This window comes from Holzapfeliella sp. JNUCC 72 (assembly GCF_053668685.1).
Genome location: NZ_CM132220.1, coordinates 933,742 through 953,254 on the forward strand (window position 1 = coordinate 933,742; position 19,513 = coordinate 953,254).

At 36.7% G+C, this 19,513-nt stretch carries 17 protein-coding genes and 2 tRNA genes; 2 read left to right on the forward strand and 17 right to left on the reverse strand.

Annotated elements, in window-relative coordinates:
- Positions 1 to 199 precede the first annotated feature (199 nt).
- The 13 genes from JNUCC72_RS04650 to pth all read right to left on the reverse strand — a co-directional run bounded on the left by JNUCC72_RS04650 (position 200) and on the right by pth (position 15,207).
- A complete protein-coding gene (locus JNUCC72_RS04650; RefSeq protein WP_454143335.1) occupies positions 200 to 2,719 on the reverse strand; it encodes an ATP-dependent Clp protease ATP-binding subunit in 2,520 nt (839 codons plus the stop codon).
- Positions 2,720 to 2,937: 218 nt separating this feature from the next.
- Positions 2,938 to 3,009, reverse strand: a tRNA-Gly gene (locus tag JNUCC72_RS04655).
- Positions 3,010 to 3,032: 23 nt separating this feature from the next.
- Positions 3,033 to 3,105: transfer RNA gene (locus JNUCC72_RS04660), tRNA-Lys, on the reverse strand.
- Positions 3,106 to 3,137: 32 nt separating this feature from the next.
- Complete coding sequence (lysS, locus tag JNUCC72_RS04665; RefSeq protein ID WP_454144717.1) at positions 3,138 to 4,631, reverse strand: lysine--tRNA ligase; 1,494 nt, start codon at positions 4,629 to 4,631, stop codon at positions 3,138 to 3,140.
- 27 nt (positions 4,632 to 4,658) lie between these two features.
- The gene (gene dusB / locus JNUCC72_RS04670) at positions 4,659 to 5,660 is read right to left on the reverse strand and encodes a tRNA dihydrouridine synthase DusB (protein ID WP_454143337.1); all 1,002 of its coding nucleotides are present in this window, start codon (positions 5,658 to 5,660) and stop codon (positions 4,659 to 4,661) included.
- A 66-nt stretch (positions 5,661 to 5,726) separates the two neighbouring features.
- Complete coding sequence (gene hslO, locus JNUCC72_RS04675; protein WP_454143339.1) at positions 5,727 to 6,605, reverse strand: Hsp33 family molecular chaperone HslO; 879 nt, start codon at positions 6,603 to 6,605, stop codon at positions 5,727 to 5,729.
- Positions 6,606 to 6,653: 48 nt separating this feature from the next.
- A complete protein-coding gene (gene ftsH, locus JNUCC72_RS04680) occupies positions 6,654 to 8,774 on the reverse strand; it encodes an ATP-dependent zinc metalloprotease FtsH (protein WP_454143341.1) in 2,121 nt (706 codons plus the stop codon).
- A 32-nt stretch (positions 8,775 to 8,806) separates the two neighbouring features.
- Positions 8,807 to 10,129: a tRNA lysidine(34) synthetase TilS gene (gene tilS, locus JNUCC72_RS04685; protein ID WP_454143343.1), complete on the reverse strand. Its 1,323-nt coding sequence runs from the start codon at positions 10,127 to 10,129 to the stop codon at positions 8,807 to 8,809.
- The gene (locus JNUCC72_RS04690; RefSeq protein WP_454143345.1) at positions 10,126 to 10,479 is read right to left on the reverse strand and encodes a S1 RNA-binding domain-containing protein; all 354 of its coding nucleotides are present in this window, start codon (positions 10,477 to 10,479) and stop codon (positions 10,126 to 10,128) included. The genes tilS and JNUCC72_RS04690 overlap by 4 nt, the downstream gene beginning before the upstream one ends.
- Positions 10,480 to 10,491: 12 nt before the next feature.
- Positions 10,492 to 10,860 (reverse strand): FtsB family cell division protein, encoded by a 369-nt coding sequence (locus tag JNUCC72_RS04695; protein ID WP_454143347.1) that lies wholly within the window; start codon positions 10,858 to 10,860, stop codon positions 10,492 to 10,494.
- A 15-nt stretch (positions 10,861 to 10,875) separates the two neighbouring features.
- Positions 10,876 to 11,118 (reverse strand): RNA-binding S4 domain-containing protein, encoded by a 243-nt coding sequence (locus tag JNUCC72_RS04700; RefSeq protein WP_454143349.1) that lies wholly within the window; start codon positions 11,116 to 11,118, stop codon positions 10,876 to 10,878.
- Complete coding sequence (gene mfd / locus JNUCC72_RS04705) at positions 11,115 to 14,624, reverse strand: transcription-repair coupling factor (RefSeq protein ID WP_454143351.1); 3,510 nt, start codon at positions 14,622 to 14,624, stop codon at positions 11,115 to 11,117. The genes JNUCC72_RS04700 and mfd overlap by 4 nt, the downstream gene beginning before the upstream one ends.
- Positions 14,625 to 14,649: 25 nt before the next feature.
- On the reverse strand, positions 14,650 to 15,207 hold the full coding sequence (gene pth / locus JNUCC72_RS04710; protein WP_454143353.1) for an aminoacyl-tRNA hydrolase: 558 nt from the start codon (positions 15,205 to 15,207) through the stop codon (positions 14,650 to 14,652).
- A 198-nt stretch (positions 15,208 to 15,405) separates the two neighbouring features.
- On the opposite strand from pth, the gene JNUCC72_RS04715 reads away from it, so the two are divergent.
- Both JNUCC72_RS04715 and cbpA read left to right on the forward strand, forming a co-directional pair.
- On the forward strand, positions 15,406 to 16,380 hold the full coding sequence (locus JNUCC72_RS04715) for an L-lactate dehydrogenase (RefSeq protein ID WP_454143355.1): 975 nt from the start codon (positions 15,406 to 15,408) through the stop codon (positions 16,378 to 16,380).
- A gap of 172 nt (positions 16,381 to 16,552) precedes the next feature.
- Positions 16,553 to 17,242 carry a cyclic di-AMP binding protein CbpA gene (gene cbpA, locus JNUCC72_RS04720; RefSeq protein WP_454143357.1) on the forward strand — a complete coding sequence of 230 codons (690 nt, stop codon included), beginning with the start codon at positions 16,553 to 16,555 and terminating at the stop codon, positions 17,240 to 17,242.
- A gap of 39 nt (positions 17,243 to 17,281) precedes the next feature.
- Here cbpA and JNUCC72_RS04725 read toward each other — a convergent pair whose 3' ends face one another.
- Genes JNUCC72_RS04725 through acpS form a run of 4 tightly spaced genes read right to left on the reverse strand, consistent with a single transcriptional unit; the run spans position 17,282 to position 19,453 of the window.
- Positions 17,282 to 17,662 carry a type II toxin-antitoxin system PemK/MazF family toxin gene (locus JNUCC72_RS04725; RefSeq protein ID WP_454143359.1) on the reverse strand — a complete coding sequence of 127 codons (381 nt, stop codon included), beginning with the start codon at positions 17,660 to 17,662 and terminating at the stop codon, positions 17,282 to 17,284.
- Positions 17,663 to 17,699: 37 nt separating this feature from the next.
- Positions 17,700 to 17,945, reverse strand: a complete 246-nt coding sequence (locus JNUCC72_RS04730; RefSeq protein ID WP_454143361.1) for a hypothetical protein — start codon at positions 17,943 to 17,945, stop codon at positions 17,700 to 17,702.
- Positions 17,946 to 17,958: 13 nt separating this feature from the next.
- Positions 17,959 to 19,101 (reverse strand): alanine racemase, encoded by a 1,143-nt coding sequence (alr, locus tag JNUCC72_RS04735; protein ID WP_454143363.1) that lies wholly within the window; start codon positions 19,099 to 19,101, stop codon positions 17,959 to 17,961.
- Positions 19,085 to 19,453 (reverse strand): holo-ACP synthase, encoded by a 369-nt coding sequence (gene acpS, locus JNUCC72_RS04740; RefSeq protein ID WP_454143365.1) that lies wholly within the window; start codon positions 19,451 to 19,453, stop codon positions 19,085 to 19,087. Before acpS ends, alr begins: the two co-directional genes overlap by 17 nt.
- Positions 19,454 to 19,513 lie beyond the last annotated feature (60 nt).

Genomic DNA, 19,513 nt, shown 5'->3' on the forward strand with positions numbered 1-19,513 from the left:
TTCTGTTAAAAACACGTAATATTACATTTACGTTACAACTATCAAAAAAGGTGTTTTTAGACAATAAAAAAACAAAAACGGCACACGGGTACCATTTTTGTTCTTATCATCACTCTGGACAATAGATCAGAGCAATACTGCACTTCAACAGCCAATTTCAATCATACAAATTATAATCATATAGCTTATAAATGTCAAGTTAATTGTGGACTTTATCGCCTTTTTGTGCTTTTTGTGCTTGATTTTGTGAAACAACCTTAAAAGTTAGTTCTTTTTTAGAAGAACCAACCTTAACTAAGTCGCCTGCTTTAATATCTTGTCTAAGTAATTGGTCGCTTAATTCATTTTCAAGTTTGTCTTGAATTGCGCGGCGAATTGGTCGAGCACCATTTTCAACATCAAAACCAGCTTCTAAAATAGTGTCTAATGCTGCTGTTGAAACAGATAATTCGATTTGTTGTTCAGATAATCGTGCTTTTAAGTCACCTAACATCAGTGACACAATTTGACGTAGTTCTGGTTTTTGCAATTCTTGGAAGATAATCGTTTCATCAATACGATTTAGGAATTCTGGTGTGAAGAACTCTTGTGTAGCTTGTTTTATTTTACTTGTCAATTGTACTTGACGTTGTTCGTCTTCATTACTTGAAAAACCAACTGTCTTATCAATCTTCATTGCACGTGCACCTAAGTTAGATGTCATGATAATTACTGTATTTCTAAAATCAACACGACGACCTTTGGCATCTGTTAGGTAACCATCATCTAACACTTGTAATAACAAGTTAAAAATATCTGGATGTGCTTTTTCTACTTCATCTAGTAAAACAACAGAGTACGGATTTTGGCGAACCTGTTCGCTCAATTGACCACCTTCTTCGTAGCCAACATATCCTGGAGCAGAACCGACTAGTTTTGATGAACTGTAAGATTCTGACAACTCTGACATGTCTACTCGAATAAGATTATCAGTAGAACCAAACATTGTTTTAGCTAGCACTTTTGCCAATTGCGTTTTACCAACACCTGTTGGCCCTAAGAATAAGAAAGACCCGATTGGACGGTTAGGATCTTTGATTCCCGCACGAGCGCGTCTTATCGCTTTTGAAACAGCCATTACCGCATCATTTTGGCCGATAACTTCTTGGTGAAGTTCTTTTTCAAGGTCAAGCAAACGTGTTGTTTCATTAGAATCAAGTTGGGTTAGCGGAATTTTAGTCCAAGTTGAAATAACTTCAGCAACGTCTTCGCGTGTCACTTGTTGTTTAGCTTGTTGAGCTTTTACCTTTTCTTCGGTCATTCGATAAATTGTTTGACGAAGTTGCGTTTCTTGATAACGCAGCTTAGCTGCTTGTTCGAAATCTTGATCAAAAATTGCTTTGTCTTTTTGATTCAACAAGTCTTCTAGGTCTTTTTCAAGCGGAATAATTTGCTGATCTTCACTTTCTTCAAACCCTTCGATTTTAACTTTAGCTGCTGCTTCGTCAATTAAATCAATGGCTTTATCTGGCAAGAAACGGTTAGTAATATAGCGTTGACTCATTTCAACAGCCGCATCAATAGCCTCTTGTGAAATTGTCACACCATGGAAGTTTTCGTAGGTTTTCTTTAATCCAGCTAAAATTTGTTCTGTTTCTTTTGTCGTTGGCTCGTCTACTTTTACTTGCGCAAAACGACGCTCAAGTGCTGAATCTTTTTCGATGTATTTTTGGTATTCATCATACGTTGTGGCACCGATAACTTGAATGTCACCGCGGGCAAGAGAAGGCTTCAAAATGTTTGAAGCGTCAATAGCACCTTCTGCACCACCTGCACCAATTAGCGTGTGAAGTTCATCTATAAATAGAATAACTTCGCCGTCTTGTTTGATTTCGTCCATCACTTTTTTCAAGCGATCTTCAAATTCACCACGGTACTTCGTCCCCGCTACTAAAGACCCCATATCAAGTGACATCACGCGTTTTTTCTTCAAGACAGCTGGCACTTGTCCTGCTTCTATTTTTGCTGCTAAATCTTCAGCAATCGCTGTTTTACCTACACCAGGATCTCCAACTAAAACTGGGTTATTCTTTGTTCGACGTGACAAAATCTGAATAACACGATGCGTTTCAGAATCACGACCAATAACCGGATCAACTTGACCCTGTTTAACTTTGTCATTTAAATTATTAGCTAATTTATCTAAAGTCGGTGTCTTAGATTTACCAGCTTGTTGTCTATTAGTTTGTGTCTTTGATGTATTTAGTTCTGGTTTTTTAAAGTTTTCATTATCTTGAATACCTAATTGTTGTAATAATTCTTGATAAATTCGTGACAAACTAAAACCTAGGTTTTTCAAAATTTTACCAGATAAAACATTCTCATTTTGCACTAGCGCCATTAACAGATGTTCTGTACCAACTTTGTCAGCACCTAATTGTCGCGCAATTTGGCCAGACAATGTCATGACTTGCTTAGCTCTAGGAGAATAAGGTAAAAATTCGCCCTTAACTGGCGTTGATAACTCAACACCATACCCTGTATAAGTTTCGATCTCTTCACGAATATCTGTTGTGGATACCCCTAATTCACGTAGTAAGTGACCTGCTGTTCCATGTGATTCCATAACTAAACCTAACAATAAGTGTTCTGTGCCAATCACACGATGTTTAAAGTAGGTTGCTTGTTCTTGTGAAATTGTTAGTGCGACTTTTGCACTATCTGTAAACATATTCTCCATTATTACACCGCCAATCTATTATAGAAGTATACAGTAAAGTATTTGTTCTTAAATGTAAATATTAAAATAGAAATTAACCTCATTCTTAATTAATTATTTGCCTTTTTCACTGTTCGTTCTTTTCCCTATCTTCATTGTACAACTAATGCTCTCTAATTTAAAATTTAGCTATTTTTAGGGATAAAAAAATAACCCACACTACTTGTAGGTTATCAAAAAGCGGAAGACGGGATTCGAACCCGCGACCCCCACCATGGCAAGGTGATGTTCTACCACTGAACTACTTCCGCATTAATACACATTGTGTATTAAATGAGTCGTGGCAGGCTCGAACTGCCGACCCTCTGATTAAAAGTCAGATGCTCTACCAACTGAGCTAACGACTCGTAGTAAAAGCAGGATATCCTGCTTTTAGTGATTATTCTTCGTTTGGTTGGTCATGATGTTCTGGACGCATAGTTGGGAATAGTAAAACGTCACGAATAGATGGTGCATCAGTAAATAGCATAACTAAACGATCAATTCCGATTCCAAGTCCACCTGTAGGTGGCATACCATACTCTAATGCTTCGATGTAATCTTCATCAATTCCAGTTGCTTCATCATTACCGGCTTCACGTTCTGCAACTTGTGCTTCAAAACGTTGTCTTTGATCGATAGGATCATTAAGTTCAGTAAATGCATTAGCGAACTCACTCTTAACTATAAACAATTCAAATCGATCTGTAAAGCGTGAATCTTCATTATTTTTCTTAGCAAGTGGTGAAACTTCGATTGGATGGCCATATACAAAGGTTGGTTGGACTAAAGTTTCTTCAACAAATTCTTCGAAAAATTCGTTAATGATATGTCCAACTTGCCAATAATCTTCATAGTGAACATTGTGATCGTCAGCAATTTTGCGAGCTTCTTCAAGTGACATTTCACGCCAGAAGTCAACACCTGTTTGTTCTTTAATCGCATCAACCATGTGTAAACGTCTAAATGGTTGACCAATCTTAACTTCTTCACCTTGGTAAGTAATAGTATCTGTATCAAACACTTCTTTAGCAATGTAACGGAAAATACCTTCTGTTTGATCCATTACATCTTTAAAGTCAAAGTAAGCTGCATAGGATTCAAGCATTGTAAATTCAGGGTTATGTTTTGTATCTAGCCCTTCATTACGGAATACACGACCGATTTCATAAACACGTTCCATTCCACCAACGATTAAACGTTTTAGGTGCAATTCTAGCGCGATACGTAAGTATAGATCAATATCTAGCGCATTGTGGTGTGTAATAAATGGTCTTGCAGCAGCACCACCAGCTTGGTCATGCAATACTGGTGTTTCAACTTCAGTAAAGCCGTTTTGGTCTAGGTAACGACGAATTGTTGAAATAATTTGACTTCTCTTTTGGAAACGGTCAAAACTGTCTGGGTTTGCGATTAAATCAAGATATCTTTGACGATATTTTTGTTCAATGTTTGTCAAACCATGGTATTTATCTGGTAATGGACGTAGTGCTTTTGATAAGAAAGTCACATGAGTTGCTTTAATTGTTAGCTCACCCATGTCTGTCTTCATCACGTCACCTGTAATTCCTAGGAAATCACCTAAGTCAGCACGTTTGAAAATCTTGTAGTTTTCTTCACCAACAGTATCTTTACGTACATAGATTTGCATTTTTCCTGAGTTATCACGAATATCAGCAAATCCAACTTTACCTTTACCACGTTTTGTCATCATACGACCTGCGATAGTTGCAGTCACGTGTTTTTCATCTAACGCATCTTTTTCTTCGTTTTCATATTGATCGTGTAAGTCTTTTGCAACAGCTGTACGTTCAAAACGACTACCGTATGGATCAATTCCATTATCAATTAATTCTTGTAATTTTTCACGGCGAACACGTAATTGGTCGTTCATTTGGTGATGATTATCTTGTTTAGCCACTTATTTACCCTCCGATTTTAATTTTTCTCTAGCTTCATATTGAGCGACAAAGTCATCTAGAATTTCAAAAACTTCTTCTTTAGCGAAAACTTGGTTAACTGCTGCACGAGCTTTTGCAGCACGTGGAATTCCCTTCAAGTAGTAAGCTGCTTGTTGACGGAATTCTGGCACGGCAATTTTTTCACCCTTTAGTTCTACCAAGCGATTCAATTGTAACTTAGCCAAGTCAATTTTTTCTCTTGGTGTTGGCTCTGGTTCAATTACCCCGGTTTCAAGGTAATGTTCCATTTGGCCTAAAATCCACGGGTTACCTAGAGCTGCACGCCCTACCATAACCGCGTCGGCTCCAACTTCATCAAGCATGCGTTTAGCATCTTCTGGTGTTTTAACATCACCGTTTCCAATAAATGGAATTGAAAGGGCTTCTTTAACTTGCTTCAAAATATCCCAGTCAGCTTTACCGGTGTACATTTGCTTACGTGTTCTACCATGCATGGCAACCGCACTAGCTCCTGCACGTTCAGCAGCAAGGGCATTGTCAACCGCATAAATATGGTCTTCATCCCAACCCGTTCTCATTTTAACTGTCACGGGTTTTTCTACCACATCAACAACCGCTTTAACCATTTCATAAATACGATTAGGATCAAGCAAACATCTTGCTCCTGCATCGGTTTTTACGACTTTTGGCACTGGGCAACCCATATTAATATCAATAATATCAGCTTGTGTATTTTGATCCACAAATTTCGCTGCTTCAACTAATGTTTCCACAGTTCCACCAAAAATTTGAATACTAATTGGGTGCTCTTTAGGGTCTACAAAAAGCATATCTAAAGTTTTTTTATTATGGTGAATAATCCCTCTATCACTAATCATTTCACAAACAACTAATCCTGCACCACATTCTTTTGCTGTGATACGAAAAGCTGAGTTTGAAATACCAGCCATTGGTGCGACAACAATGCGATTAGGAATTTCCACATTTCCAATTTTCCACATAGACACTCTTCCTCATTTTTACCTGTACTATTTTATCAGTTTATCCAAAAAGCCTCAACACCAGTTTTAGCCTTGTGTTGCTAAAATATCTTTCAAGTCTGACTCACTATAATGATAGCGTGCATTACAGAATTTACATACTGCTTCAGCACCGTGGTCTTCTTCAATCATAGCCTCAATCTCTGCTTTTTTCAAAGTAGCTAGTGATTTTTCAAAACGGTCTTTACTACAGTCACATTCAAAGGCAACATCCATTGTGTCTAAGATGTCCACACCTTCAGGGAAAATCATTTCTGTAATTTCTTCAGGTGTTTTGCCTTCGCGAACTAGTTTAGAAACTAGTGGTAATTGTTTAAGACTATCTTCTAGTTTGGCAATACTTTCTTCACTTGCGTTTGGTAGCACTTGAATCATAAATCCACCAGCAGCACCAATTGTATTGTTTGGATTAACAAAACATGATAAGCCAACAGCTGATGGAATCTGTTCAGATTTAGCTAAGTAGTAAGTAAAGTCTTCACCTAGCTCACCAGAAATCAATGGAACCTGACCTGTAAAGGGTTCTTTCATATGCAAGTCTTTAGTAACACTGAACATCCCATTTGTCCCTACAGCACCCTTAACATCAATTTTACCTTTTTCATTAAGTGGCAAATGAACGTGGGGATTTTGAATATAACCTTTAACTGTTCCGTTAGCATTACCATCAATAACTAACGCACCAGCCGGACCGTCACCTTGGATACGAACCGTTAATGTATCGTCACCTTTTAAGGTTGCTGTACTTAATAATAATGTCCCAATTAATCCACGGCCTAAAGCTGCAGATGAAGCACTATAAGTATCGTGTTTTTGTTGTGCAGTCGATACTAATTCGGTTGCTGAAACAGCCAAAATTCTAAAGGCTTTATCTTTTGATATGGCTTTAATTAAATAATCTTTCATTGTTTTTTACACCTCATTAAAAAACAGAGCCACTAGGCTCTGTTTTTGTTATTTATCTTTACGATTATTATCATCGTTTTTTATTGTATCAGAATCAACATCTTTTTTACCAGATGTAACTTCTTTTTCTAAGTCTTTTTCTGATTTTTCTTGGTCACTAATTTCTTTAGCATTTTTCACTTCAACTTGTTTATCCTTTTGATCAGCAGCTTGCTTTGATTCTTTGTAATCAGCAGCTTCTTTTTCGCTAGGAAATTCAGTTGGTTGTTCTGGCATTTTACCTTCTTTGAATAATGAAAGAATTTGAGTTTCATTCAATGTTTCATATTCAAGTAAAGCTTTCGCAATCAAGTCGTGTTGTTCGTGGTATTCTTTAATAATTTCAGCAGCACGTGTATGTGCATCGTTAATAATACGACGAACTTCTTGGTCGATTTTTGCAGCAGTATCTTGGCTGTATGAAGGGCCTTGACCATAAGCTGCTTGACCTTCTTGTTCCAATGCTACTGTCCCTAAAACATCACTCATACCATATTGCGTTACCATTGCACGCGCAATTTGAGTTGCTTGTTCAAAATCATTTGAAGCACCAGATGATAAGCTGTTGAAGATTAATTCTTCAGCTGTACGTCCACCCATTAAACCAACAATTTGTTCTTCTAAGTCTTTTTTGCTTAGTAAGTATTGATCTTCTTTAGGTAGCGTAATCGCATAACCACCAGCGCGACCACGAGGGACAATTGTTACTTTTCTAACAGTTCTTGAGTCGCTTAGAACAAGACCAATTAAGGCATGTCCAGCTTCGTGGTAAGCCACAATTTGACGATATTTTTCTGACGTTTTACGGTCTCGTTTAGCAGGACCAGCAATTACACGATCTTCTGCTTCGTCAATATCAAGAGAAGTAATCTTAGTATCATTTCTTCTTGCAGCCACTAAAGCTGCTTCGTTAAGTAAGTTTTCAAGATCTGCCCCAACGAATCCTGGTGTTTGACGGGCAACTAATTTCAAGTCTACATCATCTGCTAAAGGTTTGTTTTTAGCGTGGACTTTCAAGATAGCTTCACGACCTTTAACATCTGGACGACCCACTAACACTTTACGGTCAAAACGTCCTGGACGAAGTAGAGCAGGATCTAAAACGTCAGAACGGTTCGTTGCGGCCATTACGATAACGCCTTCTGTTCCTGTAAATCCATCCATTTCAACTAACAGTTGGTTCAAGGTTTGTTCACGTTCATCGTTTCCACCGCCCATGCCGGCTCCACGTTGACGACCAACAGCATCAATTTCATCAATAAAGATGATAGCTGGTGCTGATTTTTTAGCATTTTCAAATAAATCACGAACACGAGAAGCCCCAACTCCGACGAACATTTCAACGAAGTCAGAACCAGAAATACTGTAAAATGGCACTTTAGCTTCACCAGCAACGGCTTTAGCTAGAAGGGTTTTACCCGTTCCGGGAGGTCCCTCAAGTAAAACACCTGATGGAATACGAGCACCAAGACTAGCAAAACGTTTAGGTTGTTTCAAGAATTCAACCACTTCAACTAGTTCTTGTTTTTCTTCTTCGGCACCAGCTACATCACTAAATCTAATTTTATTTTTAGCTGGGTCTTCAGGCTTAGCTTTTGAACGACCAACGTTCATCATACGGTTTCCACCGCCACCTTGGCCGCCTCGAGCACCACCCATCATAATGAAGAAGATAACAACAATAATGATGATTGGTAGAAAAGAACCTAACAACGTAATCCAAAGACCTGTTTGAGGCTCACCATCCATAGAAACGTTAACATTTTTACTTTGTGCTAACTCTGTCACTTGCTTAACAGTGTTATCATTTGCCAAAATCGTTGTTGAAAAGTTTTGAGTTGATGAATTTTGTCCACCTGTCAAAATTGATAACATCGAGTTATTTGACGATTGGTTTGTTTGACTTGTTTTATAAGTTCCTGAAACCGTATAAGCACCATTAACTGGCTGCATACTGAACTTATCAATACTATTATCGTTCAGTTGCGTAATAAATTCTGAATAACTAACATTTTTGACAGCTTTACTGCTTCCACCATTAAAGAACCAGTTAAAGCCTGCCAAAATAATGATTACAGCAATAATATAAAAGAATATATTATTCCTAAATTTTTTTGGACTTTTATTCATAAGTAACCTCCGATTTCATAAACTACTTCTTATTATTTTGCCACAAAGAAATATAATTTTCTAGACTGCTGAGGCAAAGAATTATAATGATAAATATTTTGAATCCAATAAATATCTGATCCATAAATTGAGAGGTAATAGCCCTTCAAGATTGTTGGAATATTCGCTTTAGCAAAAACCTTCTTCACTTTTTGGTGCTGACCATTTGAAAGAAGTACTAATTGATCAGGCGTAAACCCTAAATACAATGTTTGATTCAAAGGTACATCAAATGTCGCTAGACAATCATAGCCAGCAAAGCTCGCGTCTTCACTGACTAAATACTGTTGGCCACAAAACAAAATCGGTTGATTTAACCCAACTAATTTAGAGCGACAGTGTACTGGGGGATACATCAAAAAGAAATCATCATTTTTGATTAAAAGTTGAATATTTTTTGTAATTGTGAGGGCGCCTCCCTCAATCAAAATATGTTTCAGCTGTTTGAATTGCTGTTCAGATAAAAATACTTTATCACTAAATGTCTGCGTTGTTAAATAACTCAGATAATCTGACCAATTAGTGTCAGGAATTTTAGTAAAATCTTTAATTTTACCTTGATATAATCTGGTGGTTACGGGTTTGATTGTTGTCACTAATTCAAAAAGTCGAACTTGAGCTTGCGTTAATTTTGCGACACTTTGTTGATAACGTTGCCCATTTTCAATTAAATGATTGGTTTCTTTTTCAACTATTGGCATGACATGATGACGAATTCGATTTCGCAATGTAAAGTCGCTATGATTGGTTTCATCAATAACATACGTTATCTGTTGTACTTTTAGATAATCCACCAATTGTTTTTTTGAAAAAATAAGCAATGGTCGAACCAGATATCCGTCAAAAAAAGGGCGTTTAACCGCCAATGACGACATCTCTTGTGCATCTCCGCTTCGAACCAACTTCAGCATCATCGTCTCAAGTACATCATTACCATGATGAGCGGTCATCACGTAATCTGCTTGCCACTTTGCTTGAACTTGATGTAAAAACTGATAACGCATATTACGAGCTGCAGCTTCAATACCTGTTTTAGGCTGGTGTTTCTTAGGCCAATCATAATTTTCGATTGTTAGACCTTTTTCTTGTGCATATTGAGTTAACACAGCAAGCTCCTGCTTTGAATCAGCCCTTAATTGATGATTAACATGAGCAATAATCAATTGTTCTTTCGGTTGGTATAGACTGTGATATAGCAAATCTAGCAATGCCATTGAGTCAGGGCCTGCAGATACTGCCACAACAATCTTAGCCAATCTTTCGTCAATTTGTAAGCTTTTTAAGTTTTCTTTGAATGCTTGTCGCAATTGGTTCATTGTTCAGCAGCATATTTCTCAAGAAACTCATTAGCCTGTTTCAACACTTGCTCAATCTTCTTAGAAAAAGACTGCGTTTGGTCCGCTTCTAAGGGATTAGATAAATCTTTAAGTTCTGGATTATCATACTGTTTTTGTGAAAGTGCTATCTTTTGAGGTGTCTCAGCTGATAAAACCACACAATCAAGTTCTTGATTGACATCATAATACATTTGCCAATCATCGTTTTTGCCATATTCAAGTTCTTGTCGCTTGATTAAACCATGATGCTTGCCAGCAAGCGTTACAAAAACGCCAAACGAAGCAACATTGTTAATCGTTCCTTTTAATCTTTGGCCTTGTTTAATCATATGATTCCTCTCTTACTTTGATTGACTATTGTCTGAAATATCAAATATCACTTCATTTGGTTTTGAGTAAAGGTATTTATCTCGAACAACCTTTTGAAGATAGTCTGGATCACTTAATCTTTGTTCTTCATTAGCCAGCAAGTGCTGCTTTTGTAATAAAGTATCTAACTTTTGCTGGCTTTCTTCTGCTTGAACATTCAAATTGTGTGTATCCATTGTCATCTTAGTAATTTGCATCCCTGTCAATAATACAATGAACCCAAACAATGCCGCATATAAGCGACGTCTTCTAATATGAACCTTACGCTCATGGCGTTGTTTTTTGAAAACACTCTTTTCACTTGAAGCAATTTGATACGTGTGCTTAACTTTACGACCCATTTTATTTCCCCCTAATTAGTCAACTAATTCGTAAAGATCTTGTGCTTCAGCTTTTTTAGTTGTTTCTAACAAGTTTAAAATACGAGCCTTAATAGTACGGTTACCAAAGCTCACTTCTAAAATATCGCCAATTTGAACTTTGGTTGAGGATTTAATTGTTTTGTCGTTAACTTTAATACGACCTTGGTCAGCCATTTCCTTTGCGATAGTTCTTCTTTTAATAATTCTTGATACTTTCAAAAAACGGTCAATTCTCATGAGGTAGTCTCCTTTTCATTTAACAAATCAGATGCCGCACTTAAAAATGAACTTAATTCAGTTATCCATTTTCTAACCGGCATATCTTTTGTTGTCATTAAACTAATTTGTAATTCTTGTTTTTTATTTAGCGCGACTTTAGCTTTTAATGTCGTTTCACTAAGTGCTTTAAAAGCTTTTGCTCCCTTTAAAATTTCTGTTGCTTTGGCATCAAAGGTTACTGTCAATTGCAATCCTTGTTGCCTGATTAATTTAACTTGGGCTTGATCAGCTAATAATTTTAACTCAGCAATTTGAAGTAAATGCTCAACCGCTTCTGGATAGTCACCAAAACGATCTAGCAATTCATCTTCAATCTTTGGGATTTCATCGCTTGAATCAATCATCTTAATGCGCTTATAAATTTCAATTTTTTGCGGTTGATCCACAATGTAATCATCTGGAATATACGCCTGTAAATCAAGATTGATAACAGCATCTGTCGTCTTAATTGCTTTTTTGTTGCCTTGGCGTTTTTTGACAGCTTCTTCAAGCATTTGTGAGTAAAGGTCAAATCCAACAGCATCAATAAATCCGTGCTGTTGCTTCCCTAACATGTTACCAGCTCCACGAATAGATAAGTCACGCATAGCTATCTTAAATCCTGAACCTAGCTCCGTAAAGTCTTTAATGGCTTCTAAACGTTTTTGACCCACTTCAGTTAAGACTTTATTTTCTTGATAAAGCAAGTAAGCATATGCTAAACGATTTGAACGACCCACACGACCACGCAATTGATATAGCTGTGATAGTCCGTAATAATCGGCGTTTTCCACAATCAACGTATTGGCATTAGGTAAATCGACACCTGTTTCAATAATTGTTGTGGTAACCAACACATCATACTCACCATTAATAAAGTCCATCATGACGTTTTCTAGTTGGTGTTCGCTCATTTGACCATGAATATACCCCACACGTGACTCTGGAACAAGCTGTTGTAAGTAGAAAACCACACTTTCAATATCTTCAACACGATTATGCAGATAAAAGACCTGCCCATCACGTCTCATTTCACGTAAGATAGCTTCTTTTATCACACTTTCGTTTTGCTCCATCACGTAAGTTTGGATAGGGAAACGGTTAGTTGGTGCAGTTTCAATAACAGACAAGTCTCTCACCCCAACCATCGACATGTGAAGTGTTCTTGGAATTGGGGTAGCTGTTAAGGTTAACACATCGACTTGTGCTTTTAACGCTTTAAGGCGTTCTTTATGTTTTACACCAAAACGTTGTTCTTCATCCACAATCAACAAACCCAGATCTTTGAACTTAATATCTTGTGATAACAAACGGTGAGTTCCTACAAGAATATCAATTTGTCCTTCTTTAAGCTGTTCGATAATCTCTTTGACTTGTTTAGCTGTTTGAAAACGAGAAACAACGGCAATATTAACAGGGAAGTCTCTGAACCGTTCCAACATGTTTTCATAATGCTGCTGCGCCAAAATAGTTGTTGGTACCAAAAAGGCCACTTGCTTATTATCTTGTACAGCTTTAAATGCTGCTCGAACAGCTACTTCAGTCTTACCAAACCCAACATCTCCGACCAACAATCGATCCATTGGTCGTGTTTTTTCCATATCTTGTTTGATTTCATTGATACTACGGATTTGATCACCTGTTTCCACATAAGGAAAGGCTGATTCAAAATCTCGTTGCATTTGCGTATCTGGTGAAAAAGCAAACCCTTTTTCACTTTCACGTTGCGCATAAAGTTCAATCAACTCATCGGCAATATCTTCAATTTTAGCTGCAACACTACGCTTTGTCTTTGCCCATTCACTACTACCTAGTTTATTAATCTTGGGGCTTTTTCCTTCAGCTGCAACGTATTTTTGAACAAGTTTTAGCTGATCAGCTGGTACAAACAATTGATCGCCCTTTTGATAGGTAATCGTAATGTAGTCTTTTGGTACATCGTTTGTAACAAGTGTTTGAATTCCTTCAAATCGCCCAATCCCATGATTAACATGAACAACATAGTCACCAGGTTTTAGCTCACTATAATTTTTGATTCGTTGCGCATTCTCAATTTTTTCAACACGTTGGCGCTTCTTTTTAGGTTTTGCATTAAACAATTCTCGCTCAGTCAGATAGACAAAGCGTTGATTAGTTAAAATAAAACCATGAGGCAAATCTCCCACGATTAACTGTGTTTGATTAGAAGTAATATCACCATTTGAGTGTGAGTTAACCGTGATTTCAAAATCTTCAAAGGTCTGTGCTAATTTTTTGGCACGATCTTCACTATCAGCTTGTATCACAACCGTTTGTTCTTGTAACTGATAGCGTTCTATTTCAGTTTTAATCAGTGGCATCTGAGAGAAGTATTGTTGCGGAATTTGTGTTTTGTAGTCACAAATCTGGTCTAATTTTAGCCGACCCATCCCTCTTTGAAAGAGAGATAACAACAATTGGGGATGCTTATCTTGATTGAAACTATCGAAAAACGTCCACTTCTGATTTTGTGACGCTAACCAGCGTTTTTCATTTGATTCTTGCGTTTGATATTGCTCATTTAATAAATTGTTTTCACGAACATTATCATTAATAGCAGGCAAGTCGTTTAAAACAACTAACCCGTCTTTAACTAAATAATCAAGCAACCTAAATTGATTTTCTTGAAGATAATTCATATAAAAACTAATTTTTTCTGGCAAAATACCATCAAGTAATAAATCTCTTGCTTGCTTTTGGTCTAGATACTCATCTTTACCTTGACTATCAACTAATTCTTCAGCTAACTTTTGCCCCGCTTGTTTTAATTGGTCGATTTCAAAAACGCGATCTTTAGCTGGTAATAAATCGACTTCATCTTTTGTTGTTAAACTGCGTTGTGTTTCAACATCGAATAACTTAATAGTTTCTAAACTATCACCAAAAAATTCTAGTCGTAAAGGCTGAGCTTGAGTTAGTGGATAAATATCTAAAATATCCCCTCTTAAAGCAAACTCACCTGGTTTAACCACCATTTGATCTCGTTTATAACCACTTTTAACTAACCACTCTTTTAACTCATCTAATGGATAATCTTGATCAACAACTAAATGATAACTAGATTTAGCAAATTCTTCTGGACTTGTTAGTGGATAAGCTAAAGACTGTGGTGTTGTTACCACAATACCTGCTTTTTGAGTCGTCAAAAAATTAAGGGCTTCAATTCGACTTGTGAGTTCTTCAGTTGACGAGATTGCACCCTGAGTTGCAATTAAAGGGTCAACATCAAAATAATGTAGACTGTCATCATCCATAATGGCAGAAAGACTTTGATATAACCCAGCTGCTTTATGAGTCGATTCCATTACAACTAAAAGTGGCTGTTCAACTTGTTGCAAAATAGCCTTCAAAAAGATTGGCTGAGCATTTGGATTAACCCCTGTCAGTAACGAACGACTCGATGTTTTAGCTTGGTTAACAAACTCAATAAAGGGGTCACTTTTATTAATAAAATCAACAATTTTCACAATTCAAAACCCCTTTTCTTTTTGACTAATTGTATTTATTCATTAATTTGTTTAATGGTTCTCCTGCGACGAATTTTTCTAAAATTTCAACAACTGTTTCTAGCGCATCGTCAATTGCTTTAGCGTCTTCGCCAGTAAATGGGCTCAATACCCAGTTAACAACTGTTGCGTTTTCGGGATGCTTAATACCCACTTTTAATCTTGGAAAAGATTTTGTTCCTAAGCCATTAATAATACTTTTAATCCCATTATGACCACCAGCAGATCCTGATTGACGCAATCTGATTTTGGCCATAGGTAAATCCATATCATCTTGAATCACTAAAATATCTTCTGGCTCAACTTTAAAAAAGTGTGCCAATTGTGAGACATGACGCCCAGATTCATTCATATAAGTTAACGGCTCCGCCAAAATTACTGACTCTCCGTTAATCACTGTTTTAGTAAAACTTCCCATGAATTTTTCACTATCTAAGTTTAGTTGGTGACTATCGCAGAATTTATCAATAGCCATAAATCCAACATTATGCTTTGTCTTTTGGTATTTCTTTCCTGGGTTACCTAACCCAACAATTAATTTCATATTTGTCAAAATCCTTTATCTTCTATATATCATAACTGCTTAAAATTATAGCATAATTTATAATTCGATTATATTAACACCAATGCTTTAAAAGAATTTCAAAAAATTTCAAAAAAAATTTTTATATGCAGATAGGATTTTTAAAATATGTTATTATATAGATGAATAAATAATTATTACTCGAAAGGATGATTAATCTTGGCAACACAAACAGAACGTCAAAAAGTTATTCTTGTTGGTGACGGTGCAGTAGGTTCAAGTTACGCTTACTCAATGGTAAACCAAGGGATTGCTCAAGAAATCGGTATCGTAGATATCGCTAAAGACAAAACTAAAGGGGATGCCATCGATTTATCTGATGCCTTAGCATACACAGCTCCTAAAACAATTTACTCTGCTGAATATTCAGATGCAAAAGATGCAGACTTAGTTGTTATTACAGCTGGTGCTCCTCAAAAACCAGGTGAAACTCGTTTGGATCTTGTAAGTAAAAACTTAAAGATTTTGAAATCAATCGTTGATCCTATTGTTGAATCAGGTTTTGATGGACTATTCCTAGTTGCAGCTAACCCTGTTGATATCTTGACATACGCTACATGGAAACTTTCAGGTTTCCCTAAAGAACGCGTTATTGGTTCAGGTACATCTCTAGATAGTGCTCGTCTACGTCAAAGAATCGGTGACATGATGAACGTTAACCCTCAATCAGTTCACGCTTACATGTTAGGTGAACACGGTGATACAGAATTCGTTGCTTGGTCACACGCAAATGTTGGTGGCGTTAAAGTTACTGACTGGGTTAAAGCTCAAAACGACATCGAAGAAAGTCGTTTAACAGAAATCTACGAAGATGTTCGTGATGCAGCATACAAAATCATTAACATGAAAGGTGCTACATTCTACGGAATTGGTGCTTCATTAGCTCGTATTACTAAAGCTATCTTCAATGACGAAAACTCAGTATTACCTCTTTCAGTATTTATGGAAGGTCAATACGGCGTTAACGATATCTTTATCGGTGCTCCAGCAGTTATCGGACGTAAAGGTATCAAACAAATCATTGAAATGCCTCTAGATGACGAAGAATCACAAAACATGCATGCTTCAGCTAAACAATTGAAAGAAATTGTTGAAAAAGGTTTCGCTGAAACAGGTATCGAAGGTCGTCAATAATCTTAAATTAAAGATTTAAAAAATAGCCAAGTCTAGTACTTGGCTATTTTTTTGTGTTTTTCGCTTGCTTTTAATCATAACATCCCCTATATTTAATGGTAGACTCATTTATCATTAATACAAATTGTGTTAAGCTTTGTCTTATCTACAAAGAAGTATGAAAGGAGCTATTATGCTTTTAAAATCTCTTGTCTTAAAGAAGGAATTTTTAACTACAATCAACGAAAAAGCAACGCTTGAAGAAGCTTTAGCTATTCTTGAAGAATCCGGCTATCGTTGTGTGCCAATTGTGGATGATTCCGGTAAAATATTCCGAGGTAACATTTATAAAATGCACATCTATCGCCACAAGTCTCGTGGTGGTGATATGACATTACCTGTTACTCACCTACTAAAAAATGCGACAAAAACAATTCAAGTGAACTCACCGTTCTTCCAAATCTTTTTCAATATTAAGGATTTACCTTACATTGCTGTTTTAGATGAAGAAAATCACTTTTACGGTATTTTAACTCACGCAAAATTGCTTAGCATGCTGTCTGATGCTTGGAATATTCACGTTGGAAGTTACGTGTTGACTATTTTATCAGCTGGTGAGCAAGGCGAACTAGCCAAAATGACCAAAATTGTTTCAAAATATTGTTCAATCGCGGGTTGTGTTGTGCTAGACGCTAACAAAAACGACTTGATTAGAAGAACATTGATCACCTTACCTGCTGGAATCACAACTGATAAACTAGATATCATTATTGATAAACTAGAGAAAAAAGGATTCGCTGTACCAAGTGTTGAAGACCTTCAAACTGGTCAAACAATTCGCGACAATGAAATTTCACCTGATGAAATTACAGAAGATAACTAAAAAATCGCCTAGAAATTAATCTAGGCGATTTTTTTATGTTTATTTTACTTTAACTTTTTTAGAAAACGAAGGACTTTCAAGACCAATACTAATTGATAGTGCTTGGTTCACTTCTTGCATTTTATCATCTGAAAGTTCAGCAACCAGATCTTTTAGTCTTGTTTTATCAATCGTCCGAATTTGTTCAAGTAAAATGACCGAAGGATAGTCAATTTTGCCTTGCGGTTCAAAAGCGATATGTGTTGGCATTTTTGGTTTTTGAATCCTTGTCGTAATTGCTGCGACAATAACTGTTGGGCTATAGCGATTTCCAATATCATTTTGGATAATCAAAACCGGTCTAAGTCCACCCTGTTCACTACCTACAACAGGTGACAGTTCGGCATAGTAAACATCCCCCCGTTTGATATGTTTAGCCATCCTAATCTTCCTTTGCTTTTATCATCATCGGTTGGGACTATAATTCAACATCTAGTTCTTTTTCACAAGCATCAAACTCGTGACAAATCTCACGATTAATTTTACCCATTTGTTGATAACCTTTAGCAAATTCCGAAACAACTGGTTCGTGGTTTGCCAAGTATTCTTCAATGGCTAACCGCATAAATTTGTCATTACTCATTTGATGAGAATCGCAATAAATATTCATTGCACCTTGCCAAGATTGATCAATTTCAATCGAAATAGCACGTGTATCCGACATCATAATACTCCTTTTACTCCGATTCTATACTGTTATGGTATACCCTTTTTAAGCGTGGCGTCAAACCACAAATCACTTCATAATGAATTGTATCTAAATAATTGGCTACTTTTGTGACGCTATTTGGTTCAGCTGGATCATCAGAAATCAGTGTGACCTTAGTTCCAACAGGATGAGGCTTGCTTAATTTAACCATGAATTGATCCATACATACTCGACCAACAATTGGACAATATTCATCACCAACTTTAACTTTGAAGCCCTGCATCTTTCGTGACCACCCATCAGCGTAACCAACAGGAATAGTTCCTATCCACTGATTTTCATCAGCTTTATAAGTAGCCCCGTAACTAACACCCATTTCTGGCGTGATTTCTTTGACAAAAACAAGTTCACTCGTTAAAGATAATGCAGGAGTTAAAGTATATGGCAACGCCAAATCAGGCGCGCTTGGGCTACTTGATGGATTTAAGCCATATAATCCAATGCCAATTCTGACCATATTGCCATGCACGTCATGATGAAACAAACTAGTTGCACTATTAGTCATATGAATATATTTTGGCTTAAGACTCAATTCTTTTTTAACTGCGTTAAAGCGACTTACTTGATAATTAAAATAAGTATCATCAGCTTCATCAGCTGTTGCAAAATGCGTAAATAGACCTTCAACTTCAAAATTAGCCTGATGATTCATCAAATAGCTTTCGATTTCAGGCATTTGACTCGCATCCATGAATCCAATACGCCCCATACCTGAATCAACAGCTAAATGAATCTTAAGCTGTTGAGATGATTTTAGATAACTCGCAGTTTGCTTTAACCAGTCAAGGTCACCAACAGGCAGTGAGATGTCGTATTCAGCAGCCAACAAAGCCAGACTAGGTTCTTGTATGCCTAACACTAAAATAGGACATAAAATACCTTGCCTTCTCAATTCAATGGCTTCATCAATCATCGCCACACAAAGTCCTTTTGCACCTGCCTGCAAAACAGCCTGTGCAACTGGAACCATACCATGACCATAACCATTGGCTTTGACAACCCCAAATACTTCTACATTCGAATCAAAAGATTCAATTTGTTGTTTAACATTTTGTTTAATTGCTCCAAGATTAACATTCACTTGTGCGTGTCGATTAGCTGCAATTATCATTTAAATCCTCCAAAATAACTTGTGATATCACATCGGTGTGTGAGTGAGAGATAGAAACATGAATTTTTTTAGTGAAATTTTTGACAGTTGTAATGGGTTTCCCCCGCTGATCACTAAGCGTTTCAATATCTTGAAGCCTCACTTTGCCTATCCCTGTGCCATAGGCTTTTGAAAAAGATTCCTTAACAGAAAAACGTCCTGCTAAATAACGGATTTTTTCTTTTTCGGTACAAGTCATAAATTTTTTATATTCATTTGTTGTTAAAATTCGTTTTGCAAAACGAGCATTACGCTGATAAGCTCGTTCAATTCGTTCGAGCGGTGTAATATCAATGCCTAATCCAATAATCATTTTGGCAAAAGCCTTCCTTCTTACACAAATTCAATACTAAACTAAAAAAGAATTGGAAAT

Coding starts and splice junctions, on each gene's coding strand:
- JNUCC72_RS04650 (WP_454143335.1), bottom strand. CDS start 2,719: ATGGAGAATATGTTTACAGATAGTGCAAAAGTCGCACTAACAATTTCA.
- lysS (WP_454144717.1), bottom strand. CDS start 4,631: ATGAACGACCAATTACGTGTTCGCCGTGAAAAATTACAAGAATTAATT.
- dusB (WP_454143337.1), bottom strand. CDS start 5,660: ATGTGGAAAATTGGAAATGTGGAAATTCCTAATCGCATTGTTGTCGCA.
- hslO (WP_454143339.1), bottom strand. CDS start 6,605: ATGAAAGATTATTTAATTAAAGCCATATCAAAAGATAAAGCCTTTAGA.
- ftsH (WP_454143341.1), bottom strand. CDS start 8,774: ATGAATAAAAGTCCAAAAAAATTTAGGAATAATATATTCTTTTATATT.
- tilS (WP_454143343.1), bottom strand. CDS start 10,129: ATGAACCAATTGCGACAAGCATTCAAAGAAAACTTAAAAAGCTTACAA.
- JNUCC72_RS04690 (WP_454143345.1), bottom strand. CDS start 10,479: ATGATTAAACAAGGCCAAAGATTAAAAGGAACGATTAACAATGTTGCT.
- JNUCC72_RS04695 (WP_454143347.1), bottom strand. CDS start 10,860: ATGGGTCGTAAAGTTAAGCACACGTATCAAATTGCTTCAAGTGAAAAG.
- JNUCC72_RS04700 (WP_454143349.1), bottom strand. CDS start 11,118: ATGAGAATTGACCGTTTTTTGAAAGTATCAAGAATTATTAAAAGAAGA.
- pth (WP_454143353.1), bottom strand. CDS start 15,207: ATGAAATTAATTGTTGGGTTAGGTAACCCAGGAAAGAAATACCAAAAG.
- cbpA (WP_454143357.1), top strand. CDS start 16,553: ATGCTTTTAAAATCTCTTGTCTTAAAGAAGGAATTTTTAACTACAATC.
- JNUCC72_RS04725 (WP_454143359.1), bottom strand. CDS start 17,662: ATGGCTAAACATATCAAACGGGGGGATGTTTACTATGCCGAACTGTCA.
- JNUCC72_RS04730 (WP_454143361.1), bottom strand. CDS start 17,945: ATGTCGGATACACGTGCTATTTCGATTGAAATTGATCAATCTTGGCAA.
- alr (WP_454143363.1), bottom strand. CDS start 19,101: ATGATAATTGCAGCTAATCGACACGCACAAGTGAATGTTAATCTTGGA.
- acpS (WP_454143365.1), bottom strand. CDS start 19,453: ATGATTATTGGATTAGGCATTGATATTACACCGCTCGAACGAATTGAA.